The organism is Streptomyces sp. NBC_01549, assembly GCF_026339955.1.
In the GTDB taxonomy this organism is placed as follows: domain Bacteria; phylum Actinomycetota; class Actinomycetes; order Streptomycetales; family Streptomycetaceae; genus Streptomyces.
Genome location: NZ_JAPEPW010000001.1, coordinates 1,965,768 through 1,981,293, shown reverse-complemented (window position 1 = coordinate 1,981,293; position 15,526 = coordinate 1,965,768). Strand labels below are relative to the sequence as shown.

Sequence of the window (15,526 nt, the reverse complement as noted above, 5' to 3'; positions counted from 1 at the left end):
AGCCGAACGGGCTCGCATCCCCCCACGGGGGTGCGAGCCCGTCGTCGTACCCGGCTCAGCCCGGCTCCGGAACCAGCCGCTGCGGACCGCTGACCGTCTCACTCTTGAGCTTGGCGCGCAGTGCCAGCTCCTCCGCGGACAGCGGCCCTGGCGCGACCCGGGGTGGTACTCCTTGCACCGTGGCGCCGGGCGCCAGCGGCGGCTCGTAGTGGTCCGGGGCCGTGCGCAGCGTCAGCGTCGTGACGCCGATGAGGACGACCGTGAAGGCGATGGCGGCGCGGGTCCAGTGCCGGGCCCGCTGCTCCCCGCCCCAGCGGACCATGGTGGGTCTCGCGGGGCGCAGCCGCTGCGTGGAGGCGACCTGGGCGAGCCGCCGGTGCAACTCCTCCGGTACCGCCAGTTCCGGCAGCCGCGCGGCCACGGCCTCTCGCGCGCGCAGCAGCCGGTTGGCCGCCGCGGGCGTGCTCGCCTCCGTCTCGGCCGCGGTCTCCGGCAGATCGAGACCGACCCCGTCGTAGAGCAGCAGGGTCCGCCGGTACACGGGCGGCAGCGTCAGGAGTACGTCGAGCAGCGCGCGGTCCGCGGGGGCGGTGGGCGGCGGCTCCGGGTTGCGGTGCCGGGGGCGCAGCCGGTGCCAGGGCGAGAGCGCGAACTCGTACGCCGTCGCCCGCACCCACCCCGCCGGATCCCGGTCCAGGGCCACCTCGGGCCAGCGGTGCCAGGCCAGCTGGAAGGCCCGCTCCACCGACTCGCGCGCCAGCTCGCGCCGCCCGGTGAGCAGATAGGTCTGCCGTGCGAGGGCGGGGGCGCAGAACGCGTAGAGGGCGTCGAAGGCCTGATCGGGTGTCAGGGGGGCCGAAAGGGGTTCGAGCGCGGGTTGGAGCTCGGGTCGGAGTGCGGGTCGGAGCTCGGGGTCGCGTTCGGGTTCGGGGGCGATTTCGGAGGTGGGCGGAGTTTCGGGGGGCGGCTCAGGGGCGGGTTCGGCGCGGTCGGGAGACGCCTGTACGGGGCCCGTGGCGGCGCCGACCAAAGCGGGAGCCGAGTTCTCCTGATGGGCGGTCATCTCAGTGCCCGTCAGCAGCCGTACGTACGCCTCCCGTTTGTGGCCGCGCGGCGTCGTACGGCCGTTCTCCCACGAGCGCACCGTCGCACGGGTGACGCCCACCGCGGCCGCGACGTCGTCCTGGCTCAGCGACTTGGCCTCGCGCAGGCGGCGGCGCTCCTTGGGTGAGGGCAGCGGGGTCGCAGGGGTGCGTGTCATGTCGGACCCCACAGGGTGCCCCTTAGTACGAAAAAGTACATAGCTGCATATTGAGCGACACATCCAAGCTTCGCCTGTTACGACGAGAAAGCGCGTGTCGTTGGGAGCATGGCGGATATGACCCAAATGACCGACCGCAGGCTGTCGTTGTCGCCCCTGCTCACCCGGATGCGCCACCGATCACCCGGACTGGGCGCCAGCCTCCTGGGTGGCGCCCTCGCGGCGGGGCTCGGACTCGGCTCGTTCGCCGTCCTCGTCATGATGCTGTGGATCAGCTCGCCCTATCCGGACAGCGGAATGGGCGGAGCGCTGCACGTGGCCGCCGCGTTGTGGCTGCTCGCGCACGGTGTGGAGCTGATCCGCACCGAAACCCTGTCGGACCTGCCCATGCCGGTGGGCGTGACACCACTGCTGCTGGTCGTCCTGCCCGTGTGGCTGCTGTACCGGGCGGCGCGCGGTGTGGCGGACGCCGAGGCCGAGGCGGAGCCGGGCACGGTGTGGACCGGGGTCGTGGCGGGCTATCTGACGGTCGGACTGGCGGCCGCGCTGTACTGCTCGGGCGGGGAGTTGCGGCCTTCGTGGATGTGGACCGCCGGGTGCCTGCCGTTGCTCGCCGGGAGTGCGGCGGGGGTGGGGGTGTGGGTGACGTACGGCCGCGCCGGTTTCCCCGCGCCCGCGAGGGTCCGGCGGTTGCTCGCCGGGCTGCCCGCCTGGGTGCGTCGTTGCTCGCCCGAACTCCTCGGGGCTTCGGCGCGGGCGGCGGGAGGCGGGGCCGCGGTGCTCGTCGGGGGTGGGTCGCTGTTGGTGGCGGTGTCGCTGGTGTGGCACGGAGATGCCGCCCGGGACTCGTTCGCGCAGCTCACCGAGGTCTGGTCGGGACGGTTCGCGGTACTGCTGCTCTGCCTGGCGCTCGTGCCGAACGCGGCGGTGTGGGGGGCCGCGTACGGGCTGGGGCCCGGGGTCGTCCTGGGGGCAGGGCATGTCGCCGGGCCGTTGTCCGCGGCGGGGCCGGAGCCGTTGCTTCCGGCGTTTCCGCTGCTCGCGGCGGTGCCGGTGCCGGGGGCGGGGGCGGCGTGGAGCGAGGCGGGGGTGGTCCTGCCGGTGGCGGCGGGGGTGACGGTGGCGTGGTTCCTGGTGACCGCGGGGGAGCCGGGGGAGTCGGGGGAGGGGCGTGAGGTCTGGTCGCGGGGGCGCGTCGTGGTGGGGGTCGGGTTCGCGGCCGTGTTGTGCGGGGTGGTGATGGCGGTGCTCGCCGAGGTGGCGGGTGGGCCGTTGGGGGTGGCGGCGTTGGCCCGCTTCGGGCCGGTGTGGTGGCAGGTGGGGGGTGCGGTGGTTGGTTGGACGGTGGGGGTGGGGGTTCCGGTGGGGGTGGGGTTGCGGGAGTGGAGGCTTTGGCGGCGAGGTGGGGTTTCGTGGCCGGGGTGGTTGTCGTGGTTCTCGTGGGGGTTGTGGGGGGCGGGCCGGTCGTGGCTCTCGTGGGGGTCGGCGGGGCGGTCGCGTGGAGACGGAGGTCAGGTGGAGCCGACTCCGACGGTGGTGGGGGCTCCGGCCCCGCGCCCGGCTCGGGCTCCCGATCCGGATCCGAGCCTGGAGCCGTACGACCTCTTGCCCTCCGATGCGGCTCTGGAGGCGTTGTCCTTGCCGGAGCTGCCGGAGCTGCCTGAACGGGGCGAGTGAGGGGGCCCGGGGTTCCTCGCCCCCGCCGCCCCCAACTGGTCAGCCGCGCGTTCCCAGGAGGCCCCTCAGGTCCTTCGGGAGGAGGTCGTTGCAGGACTGTTTGGCCGCGTTGGTGAGGGCGTCGTTCGTACAGGAGTAGTAGTCGCTGTACACGAGCTGCGCGGTGAAGGTCGCGGCGACCATGAGGATGGCCAGGGACGCGGTGACGAGGCCGCTCACCGCGGCGGTCGTCTGGGGGCGGTTGTTCTGGTCGGGAGCCGGGGTGTCCGGGTCCTGTGCGCGGGGCTTGGCGCGCAGGGCGCTGCCGCCCCAGTACAGGGCGAGCGCGCCGAGCAGCAGGGCTACGTACGGCCAGCTGAACAGGGCGAAGAAGAACGCCCACATTCCGGAGAGGAGCGCGAAGCGCGCGCGGCGCTGGGCCGGGTCCGTCGGGTCCCAGCGCATTCCGGCGCCCGGACCGCCGCCGGGACCTTCCGGGCCGCCCTGACCCCGCGGAGTCCCGGGGCGGTCGCCGAAACCGCCGCCGGACGAACGCCCCGGCTGCCGGTCGCTCCACTGGCTGCCCCAGGGGGACTGTCCGGGGTCGGATCCGGAACCGTCCTTCTCGTTCGGGTTCTGGCCGGACGCGGGACGTCGAGGTTGCCAGGGGCGGTCCGGCGTCCCCTCCGGCGGCGGAGCGAACGGGTTGTCGTCGGAGCCGGAGCCGGAGCCCGTGCCCGTGCCGGATTCTGTGTCAGGGCCGCGTCCGTCCGCGGAACCGTTCCCACCCGCGGGCGTGTCCCCGCTCTCCCGCGGCGGGGTAGGCGAAGGGCGCCGCTCGCGCAGCAGGAGCGGAGGGAGTCGGAGACTGCGGTCCGGCATCAGGTGTGCGTCTTCCCCTTGGTGGTTCTGGCGGGCGGCGTGTCCACACGGCGTCGTGCTCGCGACGCGCGCCCCGAGCGTCCTGCCCGGGGCTCGCGCCCCAGGCGTTCGTTTTCAGGATCAGGACCCGGGGTTCGCACCCCGGGCACCGCTCCGCGGAGTCCGTGCTCCGGGTCTTCCGCCCGAGGTCAGCGCCCCGGACGTTCGCCCCCAGGGCTCGTACCCCGAACGTTCTACCCGCCCCAGGTCAACGTCCCACGCGCACGGGGCGTTCCCCGTGCTGAACGGTGTTCCCGGGCGGATCCACCGCAGACGCTACCTTCCGGCCACGCCCCCGTCCCGTGGGGGCCGCCCGGTGTGCCGGTATCGTTGCTGACGGTCGGCCGGTTTGTAGACTTCCCTGTATCCAGGGGCGCGAAGCATTCGTACGACCGTACAAACGCTCCCCCGAGAAAGGGCCCCGTCGTGGCCAAGACCAAGCGCCTCGTCGTGCTGGTCTCCGGATCAGGCACGAATCTGCAGGCACTGCTCGACGGCATCGCCGCGGGCGGGCCGGAGGCCTACGGGGCCGAGATCGTGGCCGTGGGCGCCGACCGCGACGGCATCGAAGGGCTGGCCCGGGCCGAGCGGGCCGGGATCCCGACCTTCGTCCGCCGCGTCAAGGACTACGACACCCGGGACGAGTGGGACCGCGCTCTCGCCGAGGCCGTCTTCGCCCACGAACCCGACCTCGTCGTCTCCGCGGGGTTCATGAAGATCGTGGGGAAGGAATTCCTCGCCCGGTTCGGCGGACGGTTCGTCAACACGCATCCCGCCCTGTTGCCCAGTTTCCCGGGGGCCCACGGCGTACGCGACGCGCTCGCGTACGGCGCGAGGGTCACCGGCTGCACCGTCCACTTCGTCGACGACGGCGTCGACACCGGACCGATCATCGCTCAGGGCGTGGTCGAGGTCCGGGACGAGGACGACGAGAGCGCTCTGCACGAGCGCATCAAGGAAGTCGAGCGAAGGCTGCTCGTCGATGTCGTGGGGCGGCTCGCCCGCAACGGCTATCGCATTGAGGGACGAAAGGTAGTTATCCAGTGACCGCCGACAGCACAGTCACGGCCGAGAGCACCGAGGGCACCAAGCGGGTCATCCGGCGCGCGCTCGTCAGCGTCTACGACAAGACCGGGCTCGAAGAGCTTGCCCGCGGGCTCCACGAGGCCGGTGTCGAGCTCGTCTCCACCGGCTCCACCGCCGCCAAGATCGCCGCGGCCGGGGTCCCCGTCGTCAAGGTCGAGGACCTGACCGGCTTCCCGGAATGCCTCGACGGCCGCGTCAAGACCCTGCACCCCAAGGTCCACGCCGGCATCCTCGCCGACCTGCGTCTGCCCGACCACCAGCGGCAGCTGGAAGAGCTGGGCGTCAAGCCGTTCGACCTCGTCGTCGTCAACCTGTACCCCTTCCGTGAGACCGTCGCCTCGGGCGCGACGCCCGACGAGTGCGTCGAGCAGATCGACATCGGCGGGCCTTCGATGGTCCGTGCCGCCGCGAAGAACCACCCGTCCGTGGCCGTCGTGACCAGCCCCGTCCGTTACGGCGACGTCCTCGCCGCCGTCAAGAGGGGTGGCTTCGACCTCACCACCCGCAAGCGGCTCGCGGCCGAGGCCTTCCAGCACACGGCCGCGTACGACGTCGCCGTCGCCTCCTGGTTCGCCTCCGAGTACGCCCCCGTCGACGCCTCCGGGTTCCCCGACTTCCTGGGCGCCACCTGGGAGCGCGCGCACACCCTGCGCTACGGCGAGAACCCGCACCAGCCCGCCGCCCTCTACACCTCGGGCGCCGGCGGTCTCGCCGAGGCCGAGCAGCTGCACGGCAAGGAGATGTCGTACAACAACTACACGGACACGGACGCCGCGCGCCGTGCCGCGTACGACCACGAGGACCCCTGCGTCGCGATCATCAAGCACGCCAACCCGTGCGGCATCGCGATCGCCTCGAACGTCGCCGAGGCGCACCGCAAGGCGCACGCCTGTGACCCGCTGTCCGCGTTCGGCGGTGTGATCGCGGTCAACCGGCCGGTGACGAAGGAGATGGCGGAGCAGGTCGCCGAGATCTTCACCGAGGTCATCGTGGCGCCCGAGTACGAGGACGGCGCCCTCGAAGCCCTCACCAAGAAGAAGAACATCCGGGTGCTGCGCGCCCACCGGGCGCCCGCGAACCCGGCCGAGCTCAAGCCGATCGACGGCGGCGCGCTGCTCCAGGTCACCGACCGCCTCCAGGCCGACGGCGACAACCCGGCGAGTTGGACCCTGGCGACCGGTGACGCCCTGAACGAGGGCGAGCTCGACGAGCTGGCCTTCGCCTGGCGGGCCTGCCGCGCGGTGAAGTCCAACGCGATCCTGCTCGCCAAGGACGGTGCCTCGGTCGGCGTCGGCATGGGCCAGGTCAACCGCGTCGACTCCGCGAAGCTCGCGGTCGAGCGTGCGGGCGCCGAGCGGGCCCGCGGGTCGTACGCCGCCTCGGACGCGTTCTTCCCGTTCCCCGACGGTCTGGAGATCCTCGCCGAGGCGGGCGTCAGGGCCGTGGTCCAGCCCGGCGGTTCGGTCCGTGACGAACTGGTGGTCGAGGCCGCGAAGAAGGCGGGCGTCACCATGTACTTCACGGGGACGCGGCACTTCTTCCACTGATCCGCGGCAAGTCGATGCGTGGGCGGCGGTCCACCGGGGCTCCGGTGGACCGCCGCTAGCGTGTGGGTGCGGTGGTGGTCGCGCCCTTGACCGCGCGTGCGCAGTTCGGCCAGTCGTGGAAGTCGCGCTTCTTGCTCCAGAGGCGCTCGGCCGCCCTGATGTTCCACTCCGGGTCCAGCGCCTGACGCGGGGTACCGCCCAGTTCACGCAGCCGCAGGTCGGAGATCTGGAACAGACCCCAGTTACGGGTGCCGTTGGTGTTGGGCAGGATGTGCAGCGGGTCGAGGAACGACTGACAGTCCGCGATGGCGACCGCGGCGTCGGGTGCCTCGGTGAAGACCGCGCGGATGTGCTGCCGCACCTTCGCCGGCGACCAGACGTTCATGCGTACGTTCGAGGTGTAGAGCGCCTTCTTGGTGGCGTCCCCGACGACTCCGTTGGGCTGGAGGCCGGTGAACACCTGGAAGGCGGTGACCCGGCGCAGCGTCTGCGGTCCGAAGTCCGAGTCGACGTCGATGTCCGCGCCCTTGGCGTGCAGCAGCCGTTGTACCTCCCCCACGCACGCGTCGTGCTGGCCCATGGCCACCACGGGCTGACAGGCGGCCGAGAAGAGCAGACGGCCGTCCGCCACGGATCCGCTGCCGCTGCCGGACGACGGGTGATCGGTCGTCAGGGCCCAGGCGGAGACACCGAGTGTCAGGGCCACGGCGCCGATCACGACGACACGGGACCGGCCCCGACGGAACTGGTCAAGACGGAACCGACCCTGACGGACCTGCTGAACGGGCCCGACCTCCACGGTCTCCGATTCCTCGGCCCCCGATTCCCCGACCGCTGATTCCCCGACCGCTGATTCCTCGCCCCTTGGCTCCTCGGCACCGTTGCCGTCGTCGTCGGCCACGGGATCGACGACCTCGACAAGGCCCGCGTCGGCCTCCGTCCCCGCCTCCGTCCGGGCGGCGTCGGCCAGGGCCCACTGCCGGTGCAGCGTCCGTAGCTCGTCCGGGGTCGCGCCGCAGGCGGTGGCGAACCGGTGCACGCTTCCGTAGTCCTGGGGCACCGAAGTGCCGCGGCAGTAGCGGTGCAGGGTGGATCCGGCCGTGCCGGTCTTCTTGGCGAGGGCCTCGTAACTCAGACCGGACCGGTTCTTCAGCGAACGCAACAATGCGGCGAACCGTTCGGTTTCCGGGCACGCGGGCATCGCTGTTCCCCCCTGGCACATACGGCACGTTGGTCAGACGTTCCAATGGCTGGCCAGAGTAGCCGTCCCACGGCCGTCCCAGGGGTTAGAGAACACGCCAAGTAGCGGGCGTCCGGCCGTCCCGGCGTCCCATCCCGTCGGGTCTCCTTGCCCGGCCGGGACCCGCGTTGCCACCTTCTGGCTGTCCGACCACCAGCAGCCGCATCGCAAGGAGAAACAGACCCATGAACCTTTCCGTACGTCGTCCGCGCCGCCTCTCCCCGCTGCTCGCGACCCTCGCCGTCGGCGCGGCGGCCGCCACCACGCTGGCCCTGCCCGCCTCCGCGTCGGCGGCACCCGCCTCGGCCGCCGCCGTGGACTGCGCGTCGGGCGACGTCTGCTTCTGGACCGGTTTCAACTTCACCGGCAGCAAGTGCTCGTGGAGCGTCGCCGACCCCGACTGGCAGAGCGGCGCCATCAAGTGTTCCTGGGCCGCCACGACGAACGTGAAGTCGGTGTGGAACGCCGGCACCGGGTCGTACAGCGGCGTGGCTTTCTACGCGAGCACCAACTACAACGACCGGATCGGCTGCACCCGGCAGCAGCAGGGCGGCAACCTCGCCGGTACGTACAAGGTGCGGTCGCACCAGTGGATCACCGGTAACTGCGGCTGAGTCCTGGTGCACGTGCGCGGCGGTGGCTTCCGGCTCCTCGGGGGAAGGCCGGAAGCCACCGCCGTATCCCTTGGTCGACGGTAGACAGACGCACCGGGGCCGTGTCCCCCCCTTGCGCGGGGTGTGACACGGCCCTCGGAGTGAATGGCGGAAAGTCGCCGTCGTCGCTGGGACGTCGGCCTCGCAGCCGGCATGGCGGTCGGCCTCGAACCGGGCCTCGCGACGGCTGTGCCGCTGGTGGCCTCAGGCCGCGTACTTCGGGCGGTTGAACCAGGCGGCGCCGTCCGCCTTGCCGACGAACACCGCGATGAGGATGGCGAGCACGGTGTGCACCAGGCCGACGACGATGAACGGGTAGATACCGAGGACCGCGGTGAGGATGCCGAACACGAGCGCGGCGACGCGGACGCCGCTGCCGCCGTTCGCGCACTTGACGCCGAGCCAGATCGCGAAGACACCCCAGGCCAGGACCGCGATCGCGACGCCCCACAGGGCGCCGGCCGAGTAGTCCGCGAGCTGCTGGAACTGGACGTTGTCCTTGAGGTCCGCGTTGTTCTTCGCGGCGGAGACGGCGAGCGCCGAGATCGCGATCAGGACGGCGCCGATCACCTGGAAACCGGCGATGACGAACAGCATCACGCGCGCGGCCTTGACCGTGCCGGGCATCTCCATCGGGCCACCGGGGTAGCCGCCGTACGCCTGCTGGCCGAGCGGCGGGGCCTGCGGGTAGCCGTAACCGGGCTGCTGAGGGGCGCCCTGGGGGTAGCCGTAGCCGGGCTGGCCCTGGGACGGGTAGCCGGCCGGCTGGCCCTGCGGGGGACCGTAGGGGTTGTTCGGGTCGCCGAAACTCATGGCGGGTGTTCCTCCGTTGCCTGGTGCGGGGACGCGCGGCAAGGTGCGGAGGAGAGTTCTACAGAGCGGTCCGTCCCCCCGGTACTGTCCGCGGCACTGTGATGTTCATCGTTCTCAATGCCTTACTAATTTGTCCAGGGTCCTTCCGGTTGTGTTGTGCAGGTGTTGTGTAAGCGCAACATCGCTGATCACAGCTGATCGCGGCCGATCGAAGCTGATTGCGGGGCGGAAGGGGCGCCCGGATTGGAACCGGGAGCGGGTCATCCGCGAGGATGGGGACATGACCGCCCAGATTCTCGATGGCAAGGCCACCGCAGCCGCGATCAAGTCCGATCTGACCGCCCGCGTGGCGGCCCTCAAGGAGAAGGGCGTCACGCCCGGCCTGGGGACCGTCCTGGTCGGCGACGACCCCGGCAGCCAGAAGTACGTCGCGGGCAAGCACCGCGACTGCGCCCAGGTCGGCATCGCCTCCATCCAGCGTGAACTGCCCGCGACCGCCACGCAGGAGGAGATCGAGGCGGTGGTGCGCGAACTCAACGAGGACCCCACCTGCACCGGCTACATCGTCCAGCTCCCGCTCCCCAAGGGCATCGACGAGAACCGCATCCTGGAACTGATGGACCCGGACAAGGACGCCGACGGCCTGCACCCGATGAACCTCGGGCGGCTGGTCCTCAACGAGCCGGCGCCGCTGCCCTGTACCCCCAACGGCGTACTCACCCTGCTGCGCCGCTACGGCGTGGAGATCAAGGGCGCCGAGGTCGTGGTCGTCGGCCGCGGGGTGACCATCGGGCGGCCCATGCCGCTGCTGCTGACGCGGCGCAGCGAGAACGCCACGGTCACCCAGTGCCACACCGGCACCCGTGATCTCTCCGCGCACCTGAAGCGCGCCGACATCATCGTCGCCGCGGCGGGCTCCGCCCACCTCATCCGCGCCGAGGACGTGAAGCCGGGCGCCGCCGTCCTCGACGTGGGTGTCTCGCGCAGCGCCGAGGGCAAGATCGTCGGAGACGTCCACCCGGACGTCTCCGAGGTCGCCGCGTGGATCTCCCCGAACCCCGGCGGAGTGGGCCCGATGACCCGCGCCCAGCTGCTCGTCAACGTGGTGGAAGCGGCGGAGCGCAGTGTCGGCTGACGGCGGGCCCGAGGACACCGCGGCCCGCGACATCGACATCGACACCGACGCGGAGTCGGCCGTACGGGAGGCCGCGCCCGCGAACGGCGGGTCGGCCGCGCGCGGGACGGGGTCCGCGAAGGGCGACTCCGTCGCGCCGAAGACTGAGGCCGTAGGAGCCGCGAACGGTGCGGCGGGTGCGCGCAGGGCGCGGGCTGTGAAGGATGAGTCCGTCGTGCGGGAGGCGGGATCCGTGAACGGTGCGGCCGGTTCGCGGAAGGCGGAGGCCGTGACAGCTGAGGCCGGTTCACGGAAGCCGGGATCCGTGCAGGGTGAGGCCGGTTCGCGGAAGGTGGGGGCCGTGAACGGGGTGGCGGGTGTGCCGGAGGCGGAGGCGGAGGGGGCCACGGGTGAGCCGAGCGCGCTCGACGCCGTGAGCGCGCCCGACGCCGAGGGGAAGCCGCGCCGCACCACGCGGCGCTTCCCCCTGTTCACGCGGGACACCGCGCGGCCCGAGGGCGGCGGCCGGGCGGCGGGCGGCGACGCCCCGGCCCCGGCCCGGCAGTGGCCCATTCTCGCCGTCCTGTCGGCCGTCGGACTCGGTCTGCTGCTGACCGCCCTCGACGTGTTCCGGCTCGGCACGATCCTGATCGGCGCCGCGCTGCTGGCCGGTGCCGTGATGCGCTGGATGCTGCCCGACGTGGGCATGCTCGCGGTCCGCTCCCGCTTCACGGACATGCTCACGTACGGCGTGCTGGGCGTCGCCATCGTGCTGCTCTCGCTGATGGCACAGCCCAACCCGTGGCTGGTCATCCCGTTCCTGGACGACACGCTGCATTTCACGGTCCGCTGAGACCTCCGCGCATGGCGCGGCCCGTCCCCTCCCCCGAGTAAGGACGGGCCGCGGCCGGGCGGCAGGACCGCCCGGGTCAACCCTTCTGTACAGGCACCGCCTGTTCAACAGCCGGCAGTTCCCTGTGGCACGGAAGTGACCATTCCGCCACGGTGTGCGCTCCGCGTGACGGGAACCGTCCACCGCCCGGCTTCGTCAATCGCTCACGAGGGACGACACGGGAGCGACTGGGAAGCCCCGCGGGAGGTGGGTGAGCGATGGGTGCCTGGCAGCCGCTGCCGGAGGAGCTTCCGGCGGAGGTACGGCACTTCGTCGAGCAGTTGCGGCTGCTCAAGGACCGCACCGGGATGAGCCTGGTCGCGCTGGGCACACGTACCGCGTACAGCAAGTCCTCCTGGCAGCGCTACCTCAACGCGAGCCAGCCGCCGCCCCGGCAGGCGGTCGTCGCCCTGTGCCGGGTCGCGGGTCTCGCGGGCGAGGAGACCGAACGCTTCGGAGTGCGCTGGGAACTGGCGGTGCGGGCCTGGCCGCGCGAGCCCGCGCCGCCCGTACGGGTACCGGCGGGCGGCCCCGTCCCCTGCCCCGGCGGCGAATCCGCCCCCGGCGCCGAAGTCTCCCTCCCCGCCGCGCACGCCGCCCCCGCCGCGCACGCCGCCCCCGCCGCGCACGCCGCCCCCGCCGCGCACGCCGCCCCCGCCGCGCACGCCGCCCCCGCCGCGCACGGCCGTGACGGCTACGAGGAGGACCCCACGCTTCCGTGGTGGGACCTGCTCGACGAGGAGTCGTCCCGGGAGCCCGCCGCGCCCCGTACGCCCCGCCTCCTCCTCTACGCGGCCCTGCTGGCCGTCGTCATCCTCCTCGCCGCCGTCGTGGGCGCCGTCACCCTCGGGTGAGCTGAGCGTTCTCGTGACGGGTGAGGTCGCACCTGTGTTCCCGTTGTGTCGATGTCTTGACAAGTTCGAGGATTTACCCTGATCCATCCCAACAACCCGGTTAGCGTGGCCAATCGGGACGGTACCGGACGTCCTGTCGCGGAGGACGAGGGTCCGGTCGGCGGGTACGACGTCGATGGGACAATGGACCGCGGCCCGCGGGGCGTGCAACGGTGCTTGCCCCGGCCCGAATGCTCCCGTGCGCCCCCATCCCGGGAACTGAGATCCTGACCGATCGCATCCCTGTGGGTAGCCAGAACGGGGACCAACGGGACTGGCGGGGACTCGGCGGAGGGCGCCGAACACACGGGGGAACAGTCAGGCACGTACGGGGGGAAAGAAGCAGGGGGGAGCAGTAATGCCTCGTTGGAGGGACTTGCCGGATGAACTCGATCCGCAGGTCAGGGAGTTCGCCAGCCAGCTGCGCCGGCTGGTCGACCGGAGCGGGCTGAGCATCGCCGCGGTGGCCGACCGTACGGGCTACAGCAAGACGTCCTGGGAGCGGTACCTCAACGGTCGGCTCCTCGCGCCCAAGGGCGCGATCGTCGCCCTGGCCGAGGTGACCGGGACCAATCCCATCCATCTGACGACCATGTGGGAGCTGGCCGAGCGTGCGTGGAGCCGCTCGGAGATGCGCCACGACATGACCATGGAAGCGATCCGGATCTCCCAGGCGCGCGCCGCGCTCGGGGAGTTCGGGGCGCCCCCGGCGAAGGGGAGCAACGGCAAGCAGGCCCGCAAGGGCGGCAGCGCGACCGCGACGCCCGGGATCACACCGGGGATCGCCGGACCCGCGGGGGTGTCGCCGACGGTTCCGCCGCAGCCGTCCGCCACGGAGGTGGAGGACTCGTCGTACGGCTCTTCGTCGTCGCTCGGGGGTGGGGCGCGCGAGGGTGCCGGGTACGGCGGGTCCGGTTCGGGCGGGTCTTCGTCCGGTGGGGGCTCGCGTGGCGGGGGCTGGGGGGTCGTCGCCACGCCGTCCGGTGACGCGGGGCGGTACGGTCCGGCGACTCCGGCGACTCCGGCGGGGGCGGTGGGTCCGGGCGGCTCCGTGGGGGCCGGCGGACCTGTCGGCGCGGCTGGGCCCGCCAGTGTCGGTCCCGGCGGGCCGGGCGCGCCCGCGGGGGGTTCGGGGGACGGGGCGGCGCGGCGCAAGCGGCGGGTGACGATGTTCCTCGCGGGGGTGGTGGGTGCGCTCGTGGTGATAGCCGTGGCCGTCTACCTCACCGGGGGCGGCGACGACAAGAAGACGCAGAGCGCGCCCAAGACGCCCTCGACGTCCGCCGCGGTCAATCCCGATCTGCCGGCCGGAGTGAAGTGCAGTGGCGCCGACTGCACGGGCAAGGACCCGGAGAACATGGGGTGCGGCGGGCAACTGGCGACGACCAGCACCAGCATCACCGTCGGTACCACCCTCGTCGAGGTGCGCTACAGCAAGACCTGCGCCGCGGCCTGGGCTCGTATCACCCAGGCCGTGATCGGTGACTCGGTGCAGGTGACGGCGGGGACCGCGGCCAAGCAGACGGGCACCGTCGACAACGCCACCGATGCGTACACCCCGATGGTCGCCGTCAAGGATGCCGCGGAGGCGAAGGCGTGCGTCACGTTGAAGTCGGGCCAGAAGGGCTGCACGACGTGAAGTAGCGGGGAGGGGGCGTAACGGGGGGCTTGGCTGGGGCGGGGTGGGCATACGCGGCATGGTTCCTCGCCCCCGCCGCCCCTACCCGTCCCATCCCCAGGGGCTCCGCCCCTTCGACCCCGCCAGGGGCGTTGCGCCCCCTGGACCCCCGCATCGGCCTGAACGGCCTCGTCCTCAAGCGCCGGACGGGCTGGAAACGCGGGCCGCGATGGAGGCTTTTAGGGGCGCGGGGAACTGCGCGAGCAACCCCCGCTCACCCGCAGTCGAAGAACCCACCCACGAACCCACCCACCAAAACCGAATCCCAGGAATGTTCCGGCGTCGTTGGGGCAGGCGCACCGTACCCCCACGGGATCCGGCCCCGGCCGGTCACCCCGACGGCGGCCGTCGGGTCGTTCTCTCCCGGACCCGCGGCCGCCCCGTCGGAGGTCTGTGGGCTGGGCCACACGGGACCCGGCCGTCCGCGATCCCGGATGCGCGATAGCCTGACGGCGGATCTCTCTTGACGCCGAGAGATCGATCATCGGTTCCTTTGATCGATCATTGCGGTGGACGCAGGGGACGATCCTGCACCCCGGGGCAGGGACGCCCCACCGCCTGCTGTCATACGGAGAACGCCATGACCCGCACTCCCGTGAACGTCACCGTCACCGGCGCGGCCGGCCAGATCGGTTACGCCCTGCTCTTCCGCATCGCCTCCGGCCAGCTGCTCGGCGCGGACGTGCCGGTCAAGCTGCGCCTCCTGGAGATCACGCCGGCGCTGAAGGCCGCCGAGGGCACCGCGATGGAGCTCGACGACTGCGCCTTCCCGCTGCTGGCGGGGATCGACATCACGGACGACCCGAACGTAGCCTTCGACGGCACGAACGTCGCGCTGCTCGTCGGCGCCCGCCCCCGTACCAAGGGCATGGAGCGCGGTGACCTGCTCTCCGCCAACGGTGGCATCTTCAAGCCGCAGGGCAAGGCCATCAACGACCACGCCGCGGACGACATCAAGGTCCTCGTCGTCGGCAACCCGGCCAACACCAACGCCCTCATCGCCCAGGCCGCCGCCCCGGACGTACCGGCGGAGCGTTTCACCGCGATGACCCGTCTGGATCACAACCGCGCGCTGACCCAGCTCGCGAAGAAGACGGGCAGCACGGTCGCGGACATCAAGCGCCTCACCATCTGGGGCAACCACTCCGCCACCCAGTACCCGGACATCTTCCACGCCACGGTCGCGGGCAAGAACGCCGCCGAGGTCGTGAACGACGAGAAGTGGCTCGCCGAGGACTTCATCCCGACCGTCGCCAAGCGCGGTGCCGCGATCATCGAGGCCCGTGGCGCGTCCTCCGCCGCCTCCGCCGCGAACGCCGCCATCGACCACGTGTACACCTGGGTCAACGGCACCGCCGACGGTGACTGGACCTCCATGGGTATCCCGTCGGACGGTTCCTACGGCGTGCCCGAGGGGATCATCTCCTCCTTCCCCGTCACCACCAAGGACGGCCAGTACGAGATCGTCCAGGGGCTGGACATCAACGAGTTCTCCCGCGCCCGTATCGACGCCTCCGTCAAGGAGCTCGAGGAGGAGCGCGACGCGGTCCGCGGTCTCGGTCTCATCTGATCCGGATCGGATCTGGCGTATCCGACTCACCTGAGTCACTTGCAACTCATCGGCCCCGTCCGGGATGTGTCCCGGGCGGGGCCGACGCATGCGTACAGAAAGTACGCATCGAACGTAGGTGCTTTCTCGCTGTATGCGGGGGCGCACGGGGAGTAACTCTCGCTATCGTCGTGACGTACGGTCCGCCAGGGGAGCGCAGGGC

General features: G+C 71.8%; 13 protein-coding genes. 9 read left to right on the top strand and 4 right to left on the bottom strand.

Annotated elements, in window-relative coordinates; genetic code table 11:
• Positions 1–55: 55 nt before the first annotated feature.
• Positions 56–1,261, bottom strand: a complete 1,206-nt coding sequence (locus OG819_RS08545) for a helix-turn-helix domain-containing protein (RefSeq protein ID WP_266648770.1) — start codon at positions 1,259–1,261, stop codon at positions 56–58.
• A 108-nt stretch (positions 1,262–1,369) separates the two neighbouring features.
• Here OG819_RS08545 and OG819_RS08540 point away from each other — a divergent pair, with 108 nt between their 5' ends.
• Positions 1,370–2,938 carry a DUF6350 family protein gene (locus OG819_RS08540; protein ID WP_266648769.1) on the top strand — a complete coding sequence of 523 codons (1,569 nt, stop codon included), beginning with the start codon at positions 1,370–1,372 and terminating at the stop codon, positions 2,936–2,938.
• Between the two features lie 39 nt (positions 2,939–2,977).
• Here the strand turns inward: OG819_RS08540 and OG819_RS08535 are convergent, their stop codons facing one another.
• On the bottom strand, positions 2,978–3,799 hold the full coding sequence (locus OG819_RS08535; RefSeq protein WP_266648768.1) for a hypothetical protein: 822 nt from the start codon (positions 3,797–3,799) through the stop codon (positions 2,978–2,980).
• 465 nt (positions 3,800–4,264) lie between these two features.
• Here OG819_RS08535 and purN point away from each other — a divergent pair, with 465 nt between their 5' ends.
• Together purN and purH are read left to right on the top strand one after the other, a co-directional pair.
• The gene (gene purN / locus OG819_RS08530) at positions 4,265–4,885 is read left to right on the top strand and encodes a phosphoribosylglycinamide formyltransferase (RefSeq protein ID WP_266584986.1); all 621 of its coding nucleotides are present in this window, start codon (positions 4,265–4,267) and stop codon (positions 4,883–4,885) included.
• Positions 4,882–6,471, top strand: coding sequence for a bifunctional phosphoribosylaminoimidazolecarboxamide formyltransferase/IMP cyclohydrolase (purH, locus tag OG819_RS08525; protein WP_266627757.1), 1,590 nt, complete (start codon positions 4,882–4,884; stop codon positions 6,469–6,471). The genes purN and purH overlap by 4 nt, the downstream gene beginning before the upstream one ends.
• A 55-nt stretch (positions 6,472–6,526) precedes the next feature.
• Here purH and OG819_RS08520 read toward each other — a convergent pair whose 3' ends face one another.
• Entirely contained in the window at positions 6,527–7,672 is a 1,146-nt protein-coding gene (locus OG819_RS08520) for a helix-turn-helix domain-containing protein (protein ID WP_266648767.1), read from the bottom strand.
• A gap of 224 nt (positions 7,673–7,896) precedes the next feature.
• On the opposite strand from OG819_RS08520, the gene OG819_RS08515 reads away from it, so the two are divergent.
• Positions 7,897–8,325 carry a peptidase inhibitor family I36 protein gene (locus OG819_RS08515; RefSeq protein ID WP_266627761.1) on the top strand — a complete coding sequence of 143 codons (429 nt, stop codon included), beginning with the start codon at positions 7,897–7,899 and terminating at the stop codon, positions 8,323–8,325.
• Between the two features lie 243 nt (positions 8,326–8,568).
• Here the strand turns inward: OG819_RS08515 and OG819_RS08510 are convergent, their stop codons facing one another.
• Positions 8,569–9,177, bottom strand: coding sequence for a proline-rich domain-containing protein (locus OG819_RS08510; RefSeq protein WP_266648765.1), 609 nt, complete (start codon positions 9,175–9,177; stop codon positions 8,569–8,571).
• Positions 9,178–9,457: 280 nt separating this feature from the next.
• Here OG819_RS08510 and OG819_RS08505 point away from each other — a divergent pair, with 280 nt between their 5' ends.
• The 5 genes from OG819_RS08505 (at position 9,458) to OG819_RS08485 (ending at position 15,324) form a co-directional block, all read left to right on the top strand.
• The gene (locus OG819_RS08505; protein ID WP_266648763.1) at positions 9,458–10,312 is read left to right on the top strand and encodes a bifunctional methylenetetrahydrofolate dehydrogenase/methenyltetrahydrofolate cyclohydrolase; all 855 of its coding nucleotides are present in this window, start codon (positions 9,458–9,460) and stop codon (positions 10,310–10,312) included.
• A gap of 358 nt (positions 10,313–10,670) precedes the next feature.
• Positions 10,671–11,144: a DUF3017 domain-containing protein gene (locus OG819_RS08500; protein WP_266634603.1), complete on the top strand. Its 474-nt coding sequence runs from the start codon at positions 10,671–10,673 to the stop codon at positions 11,142–11,144.
• A 257-nt stretch (positions 11,145–11,401) separates the two neighbouring features.
• On the top strand, positions 11,402–12,037 hold the full coding sequence (locus OG819_RS08495; RefSeq protein ID WP_266648761.1) for a helix-turn-helix transcriptional regulator: 636 nt from the start codon (positions 11,402–11,404) through the stop codon (positions 12,035–12,037).
• Between the two features lie 397 nt (positions 12,038–12,434).
• Complete coding sequence (locus OG819_RS08490; RefSeq protein ID WP_266648759.1) at positions 12,435–13,715, top strand: XRE family transcriptional regulator; 1,281 nt, start codon at positions 12,435–12,437, stop codon at positions 13,713–13,715.
• 619 nt (positions 13,716–14,334) lie between these two features.
• A complete protein-coding gene (locus tag OG819_RS08485; protein WP_266584999.1) occupies positions 14,335–15,324 on the top strand; it encodes a malate dehydrogenase in 990 nt (329 codons plus the stop codon).
• Positions 15,325–15,526 lie beyond the last annotated feature (202 nt).